The following is a 15,160-nucleotide window of genomic DNA, read 5'->3' as shown; positions in this document are numbered from 1 at the left end:
GTTCACTTCGGGGTCCTCGCGAGCGCGTGACCTGCGAAGACGCATATTGACTTGCATTAATTACTTCATTACGAATTCTATGTGGAGACTCCTCAACGCGGGCAGGCAGGACGTCCACGCCGCGCGGGCCCGGCGCAGGGCACGGGCGAGGCACACCTGGCGGTCCCGTCTCGCCTGACCACCGCGGCCGCACATCTCGGCCAACCCTGGCTGTCCGTCTGCCGGTACTGTGATCCACAGGTGGGATCTCGGACCGTGCGGCGGGGGTGCGGTGAGTGAGTTCGAACACGACTGTTTTCGTCGGTCGGTCAGCTGAGCTCGGCCAACTCGCGGCACAGTTCGCCGCCGCTGTCGCCGCGTACGGGTGCCGTTGTGTCCTAGTCGAAGGCCGCGCCGGGGTCGGGAAGACCACGTTGTTGAACCGGTTCCTAACGGACCTGGCAGCCGACCGCGGCGAAAACTCCGGTGATGGCTCCGCGGCAGAGGCCGGGCCCACGGTCCGTGTCTTCCGCGTCGCGGCTGGTGAAGGCGAGCGTAGGCACGATCTGGAACTTTCGGCTTGTTTGCTCGACGTGCTGGGCGCCCCGGCCACCATGGCTGGCGATGCTTCCAGGCCTCTCGACGACCAGCGGATCCGCTGGACCGGCGACCTGCTGACCCGTGCCGTCACGGACCTGTGCGCCGCCGGGCCGGTCGTTCTGCACCTCGACGACATCCACTGGTGCGATCAGCCCTCGCTACGGCTGGTCAACTATCTGCTGCTGCGTTCCGGCAGGCTGCTGCTGGTGCTGACCGGGCGTCCACACAGCTCCCCGGGCCTCGACGAGCTGCGCCGTCACGCCGAGGTGGGCGGGACCGTCCTGCGCCTCGACGGCTTCGACGCCGACGAACTCGATGAGCTGTGCGACGCGGTCGGGGCCGGGCGCCAGCCGCGTCGCCGACTGCAGTCCCTCGTCGATGCCACCGGGGGAAATCCCCTGTGGCTTGCGATGCTGCTTGCCCACCAGGGCGGGAACGCGATCGCCCCGGCGACGGATGTGGGGGCACCACCGCCGCCGGAGTCGCTGGCCTCACTGGTCCATCGTCGTCTTGCCGCCTGCCCGCCGGACGGGCGCCGGTTCGCCGCAGTGGTCACCGTCCTGGGTCGGGCCTGTGCGCCGGCGCAGGCCGCCGTGATTGCCGATGTCGCCAACCCGGCCAGTGCTCTCGGGGACGCCCTGCGCCACGGTCTGGTCACCACGTCCGGTCAGCCGCCGCACCTGCGGGTGGTCCCGCCGCATGCGCTGATCCGCGCGGCGGTCTACCACGCCCTCGACCTCGCCGAGCGGACAGCGCTGCACCTGGCGGTGGCCCGGTCATCCACCGACCCGGCCACCGCGTTGGAGCACCGCGCCGCGGCCACGCTAGTCCCGGACGGCGCGCTCGCGGTCGAGCTGGAGCAGCAGGCCGCAACCGAATCAGCCGCCGGTCTGCACATCCGCTCGGCGGACCATCTCATGCTCGCCGCCGCGGTGAGCCCGGACCAGGCCCGAGCCCGCGGCCTGCGGCTGGACGCGGCGATGTCGTTCCTGCAGTGCGGTGAACAGGACGAGGCGGCCGCGGCGCTGGGCGACGGTGCGGGCCGCGACCCGGAAAGACCAGCCCGATACCGCTACGTGCGCGCCCATCTGGACCTGCTGTCGGGCGACCGGGAGGCAGGCGAACGCGGTCTGGTGGGCAGCTGGGCTGAGGCGCGTTCCACGGGCGACGCGGCGACCGCGGCGCAGAGTGCCGCCTGGCTGGCCCAGGTGAACATCCCGGCCGGCCACTACCGTGAGGCACAGCTCTGGGGCCGGCGCGCCTTCGCGGAGACGGCGGCCTCGTCCGCCCATCGGGCTCTGGGGCTGGTCTTCGTGGCCACCGCACTCACGGCCGAGCACGGTGGCCAGCAGGCCCTGGCGGAGCTCGACGCGGCCGGCGGCACCCTCGCCCCGACCGCGCATACCCTGGCCACGCTGCGAGTCGGCCGCGGGGTGACGCACCTGTGGTCGGGGAATCTGGCCGCCGCGGCCGAACAGCTCGCCCCCGGTGGCTACGCCGACATCGAATCGGTGCATCTGCGGTTCATCGGACTGGCCCACTACGCGGAGGCCACCTTCCGTTCTGGGAGGTGGGCCGAGTCCGCGGCCGGGGGGCGCGACGCCGTCGCACTCGCGGAATCTGCCGGGCACGTGTGGGTCATCGCCTTCGTCTACGCAACCGCCGCGCTCGTCCCGGCCGCCCGGGGGGAGGCGGCCGAGGCGGGCCGGCTGCTCACCCGCGCGGCGGAAAACGGTGCCCATGAAGTTCCAGCGCTGTGCGCGTTCCACACCACGGCCGCCGCGCACCTCGCCGCAGCCCTCGACGACCCGGCCGGGGTTGTCGCAGCCTGCTCCCGGGTGGCCCAACTCGCCCATCCGGACGGGGCCACCGCCCCCGGCGTCTTCGACTGGCGCGACCTCCACGTCGAAGCACTGGTCCGGCTTCGCCGCCACGACGAGGCCGAGGCCGAGCTGGACCACTACGAGGCGCAGGCCCGGACCCGTGCCTCGCCCTGCGCGCTGGCCGCCGCGGCGCGGGCCCGTGGGACGCTGCTCGCCGCACGCGGCCGCCGGCCCGAGGCCATGGAGCTACTGGAACACGCCGCGGCCGAAGCGGACCGGCTGCACATGGTCTTCCCCGCCGCCCTGGCTCGGCTGCGCGCCGGCGAGGTGAACCGGAGCCTACGCCGGCGGCCGAAAGCCGAGGAGAATCTCCGGTCCGCCCTGGAAACCTTCACCAGCCTCGGCGCCCGGACCTACGCGGAGCGCTGTCACCGGCTGCTGGCGTCCCTCGGCGGCCCGGATGCCGCCGCGGGCTCGCGCACGGGGATGACGCGCCTGAAACTGCAACTGCTGCGGCGCATTCTCCGCGGCGACGACTTCGACGCGATCTCCGCCGAGCTTTACATCTCCCGGGGCCATGCCGAGAACCTGGCCCGCGACCTCTACCGGCTGCACGGTGTCGCCTCACGCGCCGAACTCGCCGGGCTGTATCTCGGCCTGCGGGGCCCAGGTCCCCATCCTCTTTCCCCGCTGGACCCTGACGATCCGCCGAGCAGGGAGGATCCGGGCCCGGACCTGGACCTGGATCCTCCGGGCGGCGGCTGACCGGGGTGGCGTCCCGAGCGTCCCGTCCTGGCAGGGGCCTGGGAAGACGCATGGGTTTCTCCACTGTAAGGCCGGGTGATCCGCAGCCTACGATGCGTCCGTGTTCGGTAATCGGGGGAGACGGGCCGGGTCGGGATCCGTCGGCCGGCGGGGGTATGCGGGGCGCTGGTGCTCCGTGGAGCGGCTGGTCCCGGGGGCGGCCGAGCACCAGGGCTTCCACCTGAAGGATTTCCACCTCGACATTCAGGTAGCTGCCGACGGTCGTTTCGCGGGCGTGCACACCTCGTACATCACCGATGGCCGCTCCACGACGGATCTGAGCCCCGCCGGTTTGCGGTACCGCCGTTCACACGTCGCGAACGGCCGGGCCCACGGGGTGCTCGACCATGGCCGCGGCACCGGCGAGATCATGCTGGAAGGCTATGGCGCCGCCGGTCTGAGGGTGCATCACGAACCGGGACGGCTGGTGCTGCATCTCGACACAGCACTGATCGCAGCCGCCCCCGCGCTTTACACCCGGGCCGTCCTGCTTCCGGTGGGCTGACCATGCCCCAGCAGCCCGGCGATGGGCGGGCCGGCCGGTGGGCAGGCGACGGATGGGCAGGCTGGCCGACGCAGGCGCCCCCTCTGTTGGAACGCGGCGCGGAGCTATCGGCAGCCGAGACCCTGATCGGGCGGATCGCCGGCCCGGTGCAGGGGCGGCCCGCGTTCGGTGGCGCCGCGACCGGTGGCGGAGTGCTGCTGGTGGAGGGCCAGGCCGGCCTGGGAAAGACGGCTCTGCTGGCGCGGATCCGCGAGCTCGCGCGCTCAGCGGGTGTCACCGTCCTCGCTGCCCGCGGCGACCTTTCTTACCAGGACTCCCCCTGGTTCGTCACCGCCCAGTTGTTCCAGCGTGAGCTGCTGTCGCACACACCGGCCGAGCTGGGGGAGCTGGTGGGCGAGCACGGGGAGATCCTCGCCCGGGCCGTCGGCCTCGGTGTCCGCGGTGACGTCTCCGGCCCACCCGGTGCGTCCGGTGCGTCCAGCAGGCAGAGTGGGCACGGCCCGGACCCGCGGGACGTCGCCGACGGGCTGAGCAGGCTACGGGGGCCGCTGTTGCTGACGGTGGACGACGCCCACTGGGCCGACCGCTCCTCCTACGGCTGGATCTCCACGTTCGCGTCGCAGGTGGAGATGCTGCCGGTCGCGATAGTCATGGCCTGCCGCCCCGAGGAGCTCCCCCGCCGTTTCCCGTCCGCCATCTCGGCCGTCGCCGCCGCGGCCAGCCACCGACTGCGGCCGCTCAGCGCCGGAGGTGTCGCCGAGCTCGTCCGCCACGCGCTCGGCGACGGGGCGCAGGAGCCGTTCTGCGAGCGGGCCGGCGAGCTGACCGGAGGTATACCGCTCGTCCTCGTCGACGTGCTGTCCCGGGCTCGGGCACAGGATGTCACGCCGACCGGCGCGGGGCTGCCCGCCCTGACCGCGCTGGCGTCGAGGACGCTGGCCGCCCACCTGCTGGCACAGCTCGACCGGCTCGGCCCGGCGACGACGGAGCTGGCCAGAGCGGTGGCGATCCTCAGCTCTCGGGCTACCCTCGACCTGGCCGCCCGGGTGGCGGGCCTGAGCCGGCTGCAGGCCGAGGAGGCGGCCGGCCGGCTACGGGCCGCGCTCGTCCTGCGGCCCGATGGTCCCGGCGATCCGCCCACGTTCCCACATCCGCTGTACGCCGACGCGGTGCTGCGGTCGCTTCCCCGCCCGGACCACATCCGGCTGCGCCTGGCCGCGGCCCGGCTTCTGCTGGACCACGGCCATATGGCTGCCTCGACGCGGCGGCACACCTGCTGTCGCTGCCCCCGCGGGGTGACGGGTGGGCCGCCGGAATCCTGCTTGCGGCCGGCCGGCTCAGCCTGGCCACGGGCTCGCCCGCCGAAGCAGCCGTGTTCCTGGACCGGGCCCGGCGTGAGCCGCCCCCGCCGGATGCGGCCGCCGAGGTGCTGCACAGTCTCGGCCTGGCCACCCTGGTACGGGACCCCCAGCAGGCGATATTTCATCTGTCCGCAGCCCTCGCGCAGCCCGGTCTGCGGCCGGGGCTGCGGGAGACCGTAGCACTGCGGCTGGCGAAGTCGCTGGCCCACGACGACCGGATGGCCGATGCGGTCCGGCTGCTCGACGTCGAGGCCCGCACGGCGGCGACCCACCAGGCCCGGCTACGGCTGCGTGCCGAGCACATGCTGTGGGCAATGTTCTGGATGGACGATGACGACGCGCACGCCCGTTCCCGGCGGCTGGCACGTCTGGTGCGGGGGATGTCCGGGCGGACGGTCACCGAACAGTCGCTGCTGGGCCTGCGGGCCTGGGACGCGATGTTGCGTGGGGAGCCGGCAGATACTGTCCTCGGCCTGGCGGCGGCCGCGCTGGGCACCGGGATGAGCTGGGTGGACGAGGACTGGGGGTTCGAGATCCCCGTCCTGGTCGCGCTGTGTCACCTGTACTGCGACCGACCCGAGCGGGCGCTGGAGCTGCATGCGACGGGCCTGGCGGAGCTGAAGAAGCAGGGCTGGCACGGTACCCATCTGGCGTTCGGCTACGCCCTGCACGGCCAGATCCACTACCGCACCGGGCGGCTCGTCGACGCCGAGTCTGCTGCCCGCCGGGCACTGCGGTGTGCCGACTCCCTCGCGCCGCGCAGCCCCGCCCGTTGGTTCGCGCTGGGCACCCTGCTGCAGGCGCTGGTCGCCCAGGGAAAGATCGAGTCAGCGGAGCAGGTCACCGCGGCCCACAGTTACGGCGGCCCTTTCCCGGAGGCGGTGACAATCCCACTGCCGCAGCTCGTCCGCGCCGAGCTGAGCCTGGCCCAGGGCCGAACCGTCGAGGCCGACGATGTCCTGACCGATCTGGGCCGGCGGTTGGACGCCCGCGGCGCGGTCAACCCAGCATGGTGCCCATGGCTGGGGCTGCTTGCCCAGGCCCGGCGGCACACCGACCCGGCGCGGGCACGGGAGCTGGCGGACCAGGCCGTCTCGTAGGCGCGGCGCACCGGCGTCGCCTCAGCCATCGGCCAGACGCTGTGCGCTGCCGGTACCGTCACCGGCGGGTCGGCCGGGCTGGCCCTGCTGGCCGAGTCGGTGCGCAGCCTGGAGGCCTCCCCGGCCCGGTACGAGCACGCCCTCGCCCTTACCGAGTACGGCGACGCGCTGCGCCGCGCAGCCCGCAAGCGCGAGGCTCGTGAGGTGCTCCAGCAGGCCGTAGACCTCGCTGCGAGCTGCGGTGCGCAGGCCCTGGCCGACCAGGCCGCTGAGCGCCTGGCGATGGCCGGCGGACGCCCGCGTCGCCCCCGGGGCTCCGGCGTCGCTGCGCTCACCGACCGCGAGCTGCAGATAGCCCGCTGCGCGGCCTCCGGCCAGACGAATGCCGCCATCGCCCGACACCTGCACGTCACGCCCTCGGCTGTGGAGAAGGCCCTGACCGGTATCTATCGCAAACTCGGCGTCGCGGGCCGCGGTGATCTACCCGGTCATTTTCGCTGACCGGGTGACCCCGGCTCCCGCATGCCGGCGATGTCGCCAGCCGGGTTCGCCGGTGCGACCGAGCCAGGCGGTGAAAGCGATTGATGCCAGACCGAGGGGACGAAGAATCCGGGCACAGCACACTCATAAACCCTTTGGGAGCAGTTCCACTCCGGCGAGATCGCCGGAGTGGACGATCCAGGCCAGCCAAACCGGGGGCGATCCGTGCGGCTCCTGACCAGGGATGATACCCAGTACGGTACACCTGACCGTCCTGCTCTCCGAGACGTTGTCCCACCTCGGCTGACGTGGAAACCGTCGATCGCGAGCAGGGCGTGGGGCAGCGCCTCGCGGGCGGCATAGGCGTAGGTCGTGGACATGTCGATCGTGACGGCCCAGATCCCGGCGCGTCACTGCTCGGGCTGGGCGGCCAGCCAGTCGACGTCGCCCGCAACGGTCCGGCCCTCGACGACCCCGAGCAGGCAATGCCCGCCGGTCGCGTCGAACAGCCCGGTCGCGCACCGGTCCGCGTCCGCCACCCAGCAGCCACTGACCGGGTCCTGGTGATAGCGGGGCCGGCCGCGGCGATAGTCGATCCCGAGCACACCCACCCTGGACCGCGGCTCGGACACCGACCGCCGCGACCGGCGCGCACCCCACCCCCACGCCGCCCGTGGCATTGATGCCCCCGCGGTGTCGGTAGGGAGAGTGACACCGTGATCCCGGCCAGCTCGGCCAACCGGTCCAGCGCATCCTGGGCCGTGTGCCAGCTGGACCCGAGCGCGTCGGCGACCCGGCGCACCGGGACCAGCCAGTCCCCCGACGAGATGGCCCCTCGTCTCCCGGCCCGACACCGAGACCCGCGCCCCCCGTACGGCCATCGGCCCGGTCTCGGCGAAGGTCCGCTGCCCGCACGCGTCGTTGTCGCCGTACAGCCTCCGCTTGTCCCAGACCACTGCCATCGTCCGGATCACCAGGTGCGCCAGCCGCTGCTCGACACGCTCACGCAGCGGCCCCGACCTGGCCTCACCGCCCGGGTAACACACCGCCATCCCCTCCAACGACGACAGGTACAGCTGCACCCAGCCCGACTCCCGCCGCTCGACGTGCACCACCCGGCAGCCCGACCATCCACGCGATATCCACACCCAACGACGTACCCCCGACCACGACACACCCGTTTCCCCGGCAATCATTTCTTCGACAATCATGATCTTGCCGGGAGTGGGTGCGTCGCCGTTTCCGGACACCATCGCCATCGCACTCCGCTACAGCCCTGAAGTTGCGAAGCGTCAGGCGTCGAACACGGCTTCAGGCGTACTGTGCAGAGCCGGTTTGATGACGTATGCCTCGGCACCCGCTTGGGATTAGCGAAGCAGATTCCGCACCTAGGGCGTGGAAGTATGAACCGCCCCAAGATTCGTCCGCAGCGATTTCTGGCCATGCGTAACCTTTGTCGCGTCGCTGGTAGCCTGATCCAAGTAGCTGGCCGCTGGAGATGTTGACCATGCCGACTTACATGGCTTACTGACTACAGTAGACAAACTTAACATGATACCGCCCCCCACAGGGCGTGCGTTTCTTTTTTCTTATATTTCCGAGACGCAAGGCGATGAATTTGATTCAGACCGACAGGTGGGCGTTCATGGCTCGGGCCTTCTCGGCAAGCTCAGGCAGTTCCGCGACAGTGACGCCGGCTTGGGTGAGGAGTTCGTAGCCTTGGCAGTCAGCAACGAAGAGGCTGGGTTCGCGCCAGGCGATGACCACCCGTGGGATTTTTGCTTCCAGGATGAGCTGGGTGCAGGTGCGTGGCCGGGACTTACGCTGCGAGCAGGGTTCGAGGGTGCTGTAGATCGTCGCGGTGGCGAGCCGCGGGTCGTCGGGGGCGATCTTCACGAGGGCGGATTCCTCAGCGTGCACCGCGTCGTCGACCTCACGGGAGAAGCCGAAGGCGATCTCCTCGTTGTTCTCGTCGACGATGACAGCGCCGACCGAGTAAGCGCCGGTGGCGGGCGGGCAGCGGTGGGCGAGTTCGATGGCCCGGGTCATCCAACGGTGGTCGTCGAGCTGGGGCATGGAGCAACTCGTTCTTCCCTGGGGCCAGTCCCTGGTGGAGGCGGACCGGATGGCCGGTGGCGGGATGGTAGTCAGACGGTGATGGCCGTGGGGACCTGGTCCATCCCCTGGCGGAACTCGCGTACCTGGGGGACAGTCTGCCATCCGGCGACGGCGTCACGCAGTGACCGCAGACTGGTCATGATGCGTCCGGAGTGCGTGCTGGCGCCGACCGTGAGTGCGTCGAGACCGAGTGTCGCGGCTTGCTCGGGTTCGCGTGCTCCTGCGTGCGCGAGGGCTTCGCGGGCGAGGTAGACACCGCGGTCGCGGTGGAACGCGGAGGGGAGACCGTCGATCGCGGTCCGGAATCCGGTGGCTGCGGCCGGGTAGTCACCGAGGGCGGCCAACAAGGCGTAGAGGAGGCGGGGGCCATCTCCCCACCGGCCGGGGCTGGGGCCGGTGACGGGGCGGCATCCAATGAAAAGCCCCTCGGCTGTAGCAGGGGGGCGAGCGCAGACTTACACCGCCCAAGAGGGGACGGTTCAGACTGTCTTTCGGTCATATCCCATCGATCGGGGACGGTGGCGGCTATCGGCTTTTGTAGATGTCGTGAGTCCCAATCCGCAACCAGCGCACATGAGAGCCGTCCCGGCCTGGGACGGGGTCCCCGTACTCCCACAGCGCCCGGCCGTCCTTCGCCCAGCGCAGCTCGAACACGCCCGGCTCCGAGCGGAAGCCCTTCACCCCGAGGCTCGGGTGGAACTGGCCCGGCTCCAAGCCCTCGCGGAACAGCACGACCGGGCGGCGGAACGCTCGCCGCTGCTCGGGAGTCAGCCGCGCGTACTCCGCCACGAAGCGGGCCACCTGCTCGTACGCGGGCACGCCGTCACGATAGTGCGTCGATCATTCCGAGCTCACGGGAGGTACGCGGCTCATCAGCTTGCCTTCGGGTGCTCCTCGACGGCCAACTGGTCCAGCTCGTCCAGAAGGGCATCGAACGCAGCGTCGGACAGGCAGAAGACGGTGCGACCCGCCTCGACATCCTCGTGGGCCTCGTCGATCGCGCGCTTGGTGTCGGGGTCGGGTTCATCAACCCACTCGTGGGGCTCAGGGTAGGGCTGCGCCGTCGCGTCCATGGCTAGCCTCCGCATCGGTGCGCATCGTGTCGACCCAACCTTAGCTTCGTCCCTGATGGCTTGCGGCGGCAGCCTGGGCGAGCCTCAGGGCTGACGGACCCAAGCTGACACGGCCGATGTGCCTGCGGCTGTTGGCACGCGAAGGCTGGGCGCGGCAGCATCCGTTCACATCAGCCATCGGAGTGGTGCCCGCTGCGCGGCAGGAGTCGCGCCCCACGTTGACCGTCTCGTGGCCCCTCACTCAAACCCGAGGATGGGACGTCTGCCTGATCACCACACCGGCGGCCGTGGCGTTCATCAACATACCAGCACTTGAAGAACAAACCGGTCATCCTGTGAAGAGCGTCTACCGCCAGCCAGGCGAGCCACGATCGAACTCGTTCCCCCAGGCAGACACGATCATCGTCGCCCCGGCGACCTACAATACGATCAACAAATGGGCTGCCGGTACCAGCGACAACTACGCCCTTGGTGTTCTGGCCGAGGTATTCGGATTGGGTATCCCGGTCATCGTCCTGCCGTTCGTCAACTCGGCTCTGGCCGCGCACTTCGCCTTCCAGCGCAGCGTCACTGAGCTGAGGAAGGCCGGAGCCCACATCCTCATGGGACCGGGGGCCTGGCAGCCGCACGAGCCCCACACCGGCGGCCAGCACTTGGACACGTTTCCGTGGGGACTCGCACTCGACGAAGCGGACTATAGGACCGCGGGGAGCTGACCGTCCTGGATCAGTCCCAATGCCACTGACGCTATTTGGATCTTGGCTGGCGCCGGGGTGTCGGTTCCGGTAGTTCTGCCTGGTTAGCAGCATGATCAGGGGTGTGGCGGACATTGGGGCGGTGGCGGCCGGCCGGCTGACGGACTGGATCTCGCTGGGGGTCCTGACGTCGTTCGTGCCGCGTGACGCGGTCGACGAGGCGATCGAAGCGACCGGAAAGGGCGCCAGGCGCAGCGACGCGACGATCCCGCCGCACGTGGTGGCCTACTTCGTGATGGCGTTGGCGCTGTTCGCGGACGACGACTACGAGGCGGTCGCACGCCGGCTGGCCGGGACGCTCGACGACTTCGACGTCACCTCGCCGAAGTGGGAACCGACGACGGGCGGGCTGACCAGGGCCCGCCAGCGGCTCGGCCCGGCGCCGCCACCGCACCATGCGGCTACTCGCCGCCGACATCACCCGGCCGGACACGCTCAACACCCGCCGCGAACGTACCTACCCCCGCGTGGTCCGCCGTGCCCGGCACAACCAGTACCCCGTCAAGAAACCCGGCCAGTGCGGCACCCACCACGACGCTCCACCCCACGATCAGGCTCGCTAACCCGCTGAATCCCCCAGCTCGCCGCTTGATCGACTTAGCGTCAGTGGCATTGCGACGGGGCCGCGTCACCAGTGCGCGAGTGTTTCAATCCCTCGAAGGGGCGATGAGATTGTGAGTCCAGGCTCGTCCGCCGGGGTCCTCTGCTGAGAGGTCTCCCCTCCTACCGAGGATGCGAGCCGCGGCTTTCGCATGCGCCCGGCCATTCTACGGCCACATCATAGGTGAATGCGCTATGCGGGCATGAATGCTGTATGCATTCTACCCTAAGTCTGCTGCGGAACGTGTCATGTTGGGAGAGCGTCTCCGTCTCCGAAACCGATCTCACGCCCGCTTACTCCGTGTGTGCGCCGACCTCCAAGATCCACAAGAGCCGTGATTAGTCAGGGGGATCGGGTAGTGCACGACATCGTCAAGAAAGGACCCTCCCGTGTTTCCGTCTCATCGCCCCAACGTCGCTTTTGCAGGGTTGACTGCTGCCGGCAAGACGACGCACGCCCGCCGGCTGGCGACGGAGCTGGGCTATGAGTACGTGTCGGCGACCGAGGTGATGCTAGAGATCTTAGGGATCGATGCGCCAGCGGAGGGGGTCTGGTTCGACAGGTTCGACCAGATCCGCACCGCCCGGCAGGGGGACGCGGCCGACATCGAGCTGGATCGGCGGCTGGAGAAGCTGGCGGCCGACCGTCAGGGCACCGTCTTCGATGCCTGGGCGCTCGCATGGCTGGCACCCGACCCGGTGGTACGGGTGTGGATCGAGTCCGATCTTGAGTCCCGCGCCCGCAAATGCCAGGTCTCCCAGGTACGCACCGCCCTGTCGCTGCACGACTGCCGCGAGCACGTCCAGGCCAAGGATTCCGACACCCGAGCCGGCTTTCTCCGCCGCCACCACTTCGACCTGTTCACCGACCGCCATCGCTATGACCTGGTGGTCTGCAACACCCACTTGATACCGATAGCCGACCGCGCCTGCGCGGACGCCGGGATCGTAGCGTTCACCCCGGTCGTGCGCGAGGCGGTGACCGCGCTCCTCGACAAGCGTCCACCGGGCGAACTTGCCACCCTGGCCGACCGCTATCCGGCGGAAATCCTGCGGATCGGGGCCGCGGGCCCCAGCACGGTTTCACGGGACTAGACGCCCAGGAAACCCCACGGCTGGAAGTCGTCACCCCAATTTCCCCACTGCTACACACCGGAGGTCACACTGTGCGTGTCGCGCTGCTCTACTCCGAGGTCTACGACATGGCCCGATTCCGGGAACGCCGCCGGGAGTTCCCTCCGTTCGGGGCTCTCTACCTGGCTGCCGTGATCGAGGACGCCGGCCACGACGTCGCCGTCATCCAGGTCCGGCCCGACCATCTGAGCCTGGACCTCACTGGCTACGACGCGGTCGGGTTCAACCTCGCATCTTCCGCGACCTACGGATTCATGAAGGAAGCCCGCGAGCACAGCCAGATCGACCCCAGCGCGCTGGTGATGGTCGGCGGCGTGCACAGCAACTTCTACCCCGACGAATCGCTGCGCGACTTCCGTGCGGACGTGGTCTGCGAAGGCGAGTCGGAGGAGACGATCCTCGATGTGCTGGACCGGGCTGCCGCAGGCCAGCCCTTCACCGGCGTCGCCGGCACCCACTGGATCGAGGACGGGCGGGTCCGGACCGAGCCACCGCGCCGGCTGATGAGGGACATCGGCCGGCTACCGCTGCCCGCCCGGCATCTGCTGCCCGTCGGGGACTTCGTGCTGGAAGACCGGCTAGCCGGCCGAGACATCCGTATGGCGCACGTGATGTTCAGCCGCGGATGCCCCTTCCCGTGCTCGTTCTGCGCGGCCGGGCAGACCCGCATCCAGTACCGCTCCGGGGCCAGCGCCCGCACCGAGTTGAACCAGCTCATCGACCGGTACGGCGTGCAGGGCTTCGCGATCGTCGACGACAACTTCATCGTCAACAAGCAGAAAGTCGGTGACATCTGCGATGCGGTCGGTGACCTCGACCTGTCCTGGTCGGCGCTGTCCCGCGTCGACACCATCGACGCGCCGTTACTGAAGAAGATGGCGACCTCGGGCTGCATCGAGATCAAATATGGAGTCGAGTCCGGGAGCGAGCAGCTCCTACGGGCGATGCGCAAGAACACCACCCGCGAGCAGATCAAAGCGGCGTTCGCAGCGACCGCCGACGCGGGGATCGAGGGCAAAGCGTTCATCATCCACGGCTTCCCCGGGGAGAATGCCGAGACCACCGCGGAGACGATGAGCCTGCTGGCCGAGCTGGGATTGTCCCTGAGCCGGGTGTCGCTGTTCCGGTTCGTCCCCCTGCCTGGCACACAGGTCTACGCCGATCCCGACCGGTACGCGCTGCACGGCACGCACACCCAGCCCGACTGGGACCGCGACTGGTCGAAGTTCCACATCCACCACAACAACCGGCACTGGTGGGGCACCGCGGAGCAGTGGCAGGAGACCGAAGATTCCTACCAGCGGCTACGCCACTTCGTCAAAGACCACTGGAATGCACAGGGATGAACCCGACTCGGCCCGGCCCGTGCATGGCGGGGTGACGGACCGCTGATAGCGTGCTGCGGTGGTCGCCGTCGCTCCCCGTACCGCCGGAGCCGTCACGCTCACAGCCGACCAGGCCAGCTACTTGTGGAACTGGACGCTCACCCGGCAAGGGCTGCATCCCGATCATCGTTTGTCGTCCGTCGCCGAGATCGCATATGCCGGGCTGGGCCTCCACGCCGCGCGCTTACCCAGTCCGTTCGCGACCGTCCTCGCCCGCGCTGCCAGCCCCGAAGCCGCGACATCGCTATTCGCCCCCCAGTCGGGCCTCACCACGCTGCGGTGCATGCGCAAGACGCTGCATCTTCTACCGCTCGATCTGGCGGCCGTCGCGCATGCCGCGACCGCCCGCTACCGGTTGCGCGACGCCGCCCGAATGGCCGTCAACGCCGGTGTGTCCCAGCCCGTCGTGACCCGGGTGACCCGGCTGCTCATGCGGCTGCTCGCGGGCGGCCCGGTGCCGGTGCGGCAGATCGAAGCAGTCCTGACCGCCTGCGGCGAGCCGGTCGCGGCCGTCCGCGTCGCCGTGAAAACGGCGTGGGAACAGGGATTGCTCACCTACCTGAACCAGTCCGGTTGTTGGAATGCAGAACGCCGAGCCTTCGCGCTGACCTCCGACGTCCACCCCGGCCTGGACGTCGCGCAGGATCCCGGAAAGGCGACGTGAACGCTGGTGTACGCCTGCTTCGACCGGTATGGGCCAGCGACTCTACAAGGACGCGACGTGGTGGTCGGCCCTGTCCCGGACCGCCATCACCGCCGCGCTGAACGCCTCGGATGCCGAGTGGCTGGAGGTCACCACACCGTGGAGCCCAGCCCGAGTCTACATGACCACCGCCTGGTACGAACAGTTCCTGGCTGCCGATCCCGCCGCCTACACGAGCGGGTTACACCTGCTCGCCCACGAAGACGTCGCGCTCAAGGCGTACTTCGAGACCCGAGAGAGGTATCTGGGCGGCCTACCGACAGAACAGGCGTTGAATCAGATCGGTGAAGCGCTACCCACGATCGTGCTCGACGGGCAGGTCCAGGGCACGTGGGCGTGGCACCCCGTCACCCGAACTGTCATTCCGACAGTCGTCCGCAACCGAACCGCCCTGACCCGCGGTGTCGCCGCCGCCGCCGATACGCTTACCGTCGCGCTGCGCACGGGCTGGCCGCGACCGGACCCCGACCGCCGTCCGCCACGACCCCAACCAGCTCACCCTGGCCATCTGACTCTCCCAGCAACACCGGCCGGGCTCACACCTCACGCAGAGAAAGGTCCACCGCCATGCGTCCGCTGGCCGCTGGCTTTGACCCGACCGAGTTCCAGCAGTACGTCGCCGCCATGGAGAAGGAACGGGGGTTCTCCGAGCGCAGCGTCACGGAGCAGGCTCTGCTGTTGGGCGAGGAGGTCGGTGAGCTGTTCAAAGCCGTCCGCAAAAGCGAGAACCTCAGGGATCG

The 15,160-nt window shown here is 69.7% G+C and carries 16 protein-coding genes; 10 read left to right on the top strand and 6 right to left on the bottom strand.

Features of this window, described 5'->3' with window-relative positions; all coding sequences use genetic code 11:
- The first annotated feature begins 275 nt into the window (after window positions 1-275).
- The 5 genes from AC08OJ_RS12640 to AC08OJ_RS12620 all read left to right on the top strand — a co-directional run bounded on the left by AC08OJ_RS12640 (window position 276) and on the right by AC08OJ_RS12620 (window position 6,673).
- Complete coding sequence (locus AC08OJ_RS12640; protein ID WP_476595818.1) at window positions 276-3,167, top strand: AAA family ATPase; 2,892 nt, start codon at window positions 276-278, stop codon at window positions 3,165-3,167.
- Window positions 3,168-3,267: 100 nt separating this feature from the next.
- Window positions 3,268-3,711 (top strand): hypothetical protein, encoded by a 444-nt coding sequence (locus AC08OJ_RS12635; RefSeq protein ID WP_476595817.1) that lies wholly within the window; start codon window positions 3,268-3,270, stop codon window positions 3,709-3,711.
- Between the two features lie 86 nt (window positions 3,712-3,797).
- Entirely contained in the window at window positions 3,798-5,252 is a 1,455-nt protein-coding gene (locus AC08OJ_RS12630) for an ATP-binding protein (protein ID WP_476595816.1), read from the top strand.
- Window positions 5,138-6,172 (top strand): hypothetical protein, encoded by a 1,035-nt coding sequence (locus AC08OJ_RS12625; protein ID WP_476592953.1) that lies wholly within the window; start codon window positions 5,138-5,140, stop codon window positions 6,170-6,172. The genes AC08OJ_RS12630 and AC08OJ_RS12625 overlap by 115 nt, the downstream gene beginning before the upstream one ends.
- Before the next feature lie 99 nt (window positions 6,173-6,271).
- Window positions 6,272-6,673, top strand: a complete 402-nt coding sequence (locus AC08OJ_RS12620) for a response regulator transcription factor (RefSeq protein ID WP_476592954.1) — start codon at window positions 6,272-6,274, stop codon at window positions 6,671-6,673.
- On the opposite strand, the gene AC08OJ_RS12615 is transcribed toward AC08OJ_RS12620, so the two are convergent.
- The 6 genes from AC08OJ_RS12615 to AC08OJ_RS12590 all read right to left on the bottom strand — a co-directional run bounded on the left by AC08OJ_RS12615 (window position 6,661) and on the right by AC08OJ_RS12590 (window position 9,858).
- Window positions 6,661-7,053 (bottom strand): transposase, encoded by a 393-nt coding sequence (locus tag AC08OJ_RS12615; protein WP_476592963.1) that lies wholly within the window; start codon window positions 7,051-7,053, stop codon window positions 6,661-6,663. The genes AC08OJ_RS12620 and AC08OJ_RS12615 overlap by 13 nt on opposite strands.
- A 9-nt stretch (window positions 7,054-7,062) precedes the next feature.
- On the bottom strand, window positions 7,063-7,911 hold the full coding sequence (locus AC08OJ_RS12610) for a hypothetical protein (protein ID WP_476595815.1): 849 nt from the start codon (window positions 7,909-7,911) through the stop codon (window positions 7,063-7,065).
- A gap of 364 nt (window positions 7,912-8,275) precedes the next feature.
- The gene (locus AC08OJ_RS12605; protein WP_462203308.1) at window positions 8,276-8,728 is read right to left on the bottom strand and encodes a deaminase; all 453 of its coding nucleotides are present in this window, start codon (window positions 8,726-8,728) and stop codon (window positions 8,276-8,278) included.
- A gap of 71 nt (window positions 8,729-8,799) precedes the next feature.
- Window positions 8,800-9,114, bottom strand: a complete 315-nt coding sequence (locus AC08OJ_RS12600; RefSeq protein WP_476595814.1) for a hypothetical protein — start codon at window positions 9,112-9,114, stop codon at window positions 8,800-8,802.
- Window positions 9,115-9,295: 181 nt separating this feature from the next.
- Complete coding sequence (locus AC08OJ_RS12595) at window positions 9,296-9,589, bottom strand: hypothetical protein (RefSeq protein WP_476592957.1); 294 nt, start codon at window positions 9,587-9,589, stop codon at window positions 9,296-9,298.
- A gap of 53 nt (window positions 9,590-9,642) precedes the next feature.
- Entirely contained in the window at window positions 9,643-9,858 is a 216-nt protein-coding gene (locus tag AC08OJ_RS12590; protein ID WP_476595813.1) for a hypothetical protein, read from the bottom strand.
- Window positions 9,859-9,959: 101 nt separating this feature from the next.
- Between AC08OJ_RS12590 and AC08OJ_RS12585 the strand changes: the two genes are divergently transcribed.
- The 5 genes from AC08OJ_RS12585 to AC08OJ_RS12565 all read left to right on the top strand — a co-directional run bounded on the left by AC08OJ_RS12585 (window position 9,960) and on the right by AC08OJ_RS12565 (window position 14,381).
- On the top strand, window positions 9,960-10,559 hold the full coding sequence (locus AC08OJ_RS12585; protein WP_476592958.1) for a flavoprotein: 600 nt from the start codon (window positions 9,960-9,962) through the stop codon (window positions 10,557-10,559).
- Window positions 10,560-10,662: 103 nt separating this feature from the next.
- Window positions 10,663-11,169, top strand: coding sequence for a transposase domain-containing protein (locus AC08OJ_RS12580; RefSeq protein WP_476595812.1), 507 nt, complete (start codon window positions 10,663-10,665; stop codon window positions 11,167-11,169).
- 419 nt (window positions 11,170-11,588) lie between these two features.
- Window positions 11,589-12,293, top strand: coding sequence for a cytidylate kinase-like family protein (locus AC08OJ_RS12575; RefSeq protein ID WP_476595811.1), 705 nt, complete (start codon window positions 11,589-11,591; stop codon window positions 12,291-12,293).
- Between the two features lie 71 nt (window positions 12,294-12,364).
- Window positions 12,365-13,678, top strand: coding sequence for a B12-binding domain-containing radical SAM protein (locus tag AC08OJ_RS12570; protein WP_476592961.1), 1,314 nt, complete (start codon window positions 12,365-12,367; stop codon window positions 13,676-13,678).
- 58 nt (window positions 13,679-13,736) lie between these two features.
- The gene (locus AC08OJ_RS12565) at window positions 13,737-14,381 is read left to right on the top strand and encodes a DNA glycosylase AlkZ-like family protein (protein WP_476595810.1); all 645 of its coding nucleotides are present in this window, start codon (window positions 13,737-13,739) and stop codon (window positions 14,379-14,381) included.
- Window positions 14,382-15,160 lie beyond the last annotated feature (779 nt).

The sequence above is a fragment of the Frankia sp. CgKIO3 genome, from assembly GCF_977946435.1.
This window is presented reverse-complemented; position numbering and strand designations above follow the sequence as displayed.

Bases quoted from the DNA above. Each gene is read 5' to 3' on its own strand.
- AC08OJ_RS12610 (WP_476595815.1), bottom strand. From the start codon at position 7,911: ATGGCGATGGTGTCCGGAAACGGCGACGCACCCACTCCCGGCAAGATC.
- AC08OJ_RS12605 (WP_462203308.1), bottom strand. From the start codon at position 8,728: ATGCCCCAGCTCGACGACCACCGTTGGATGACCCGGGCCATCGAACTC.
- AC08OJ_RS12590 (WP_476595813.1), bottom strand. From the start codon at position 9,858: ATGCGGAGGCTAGCCATGGACGCGACGGCGCAGCCCTACCCTGAGCCC.
- AC08OJ_RS12585 (WP_476592958.1), top strand. From the start codon at position 9,960: ATGTGCCTGCGGCTGTTGGCACGCGAAGGCTGGGCGCGGCAGCATCCG.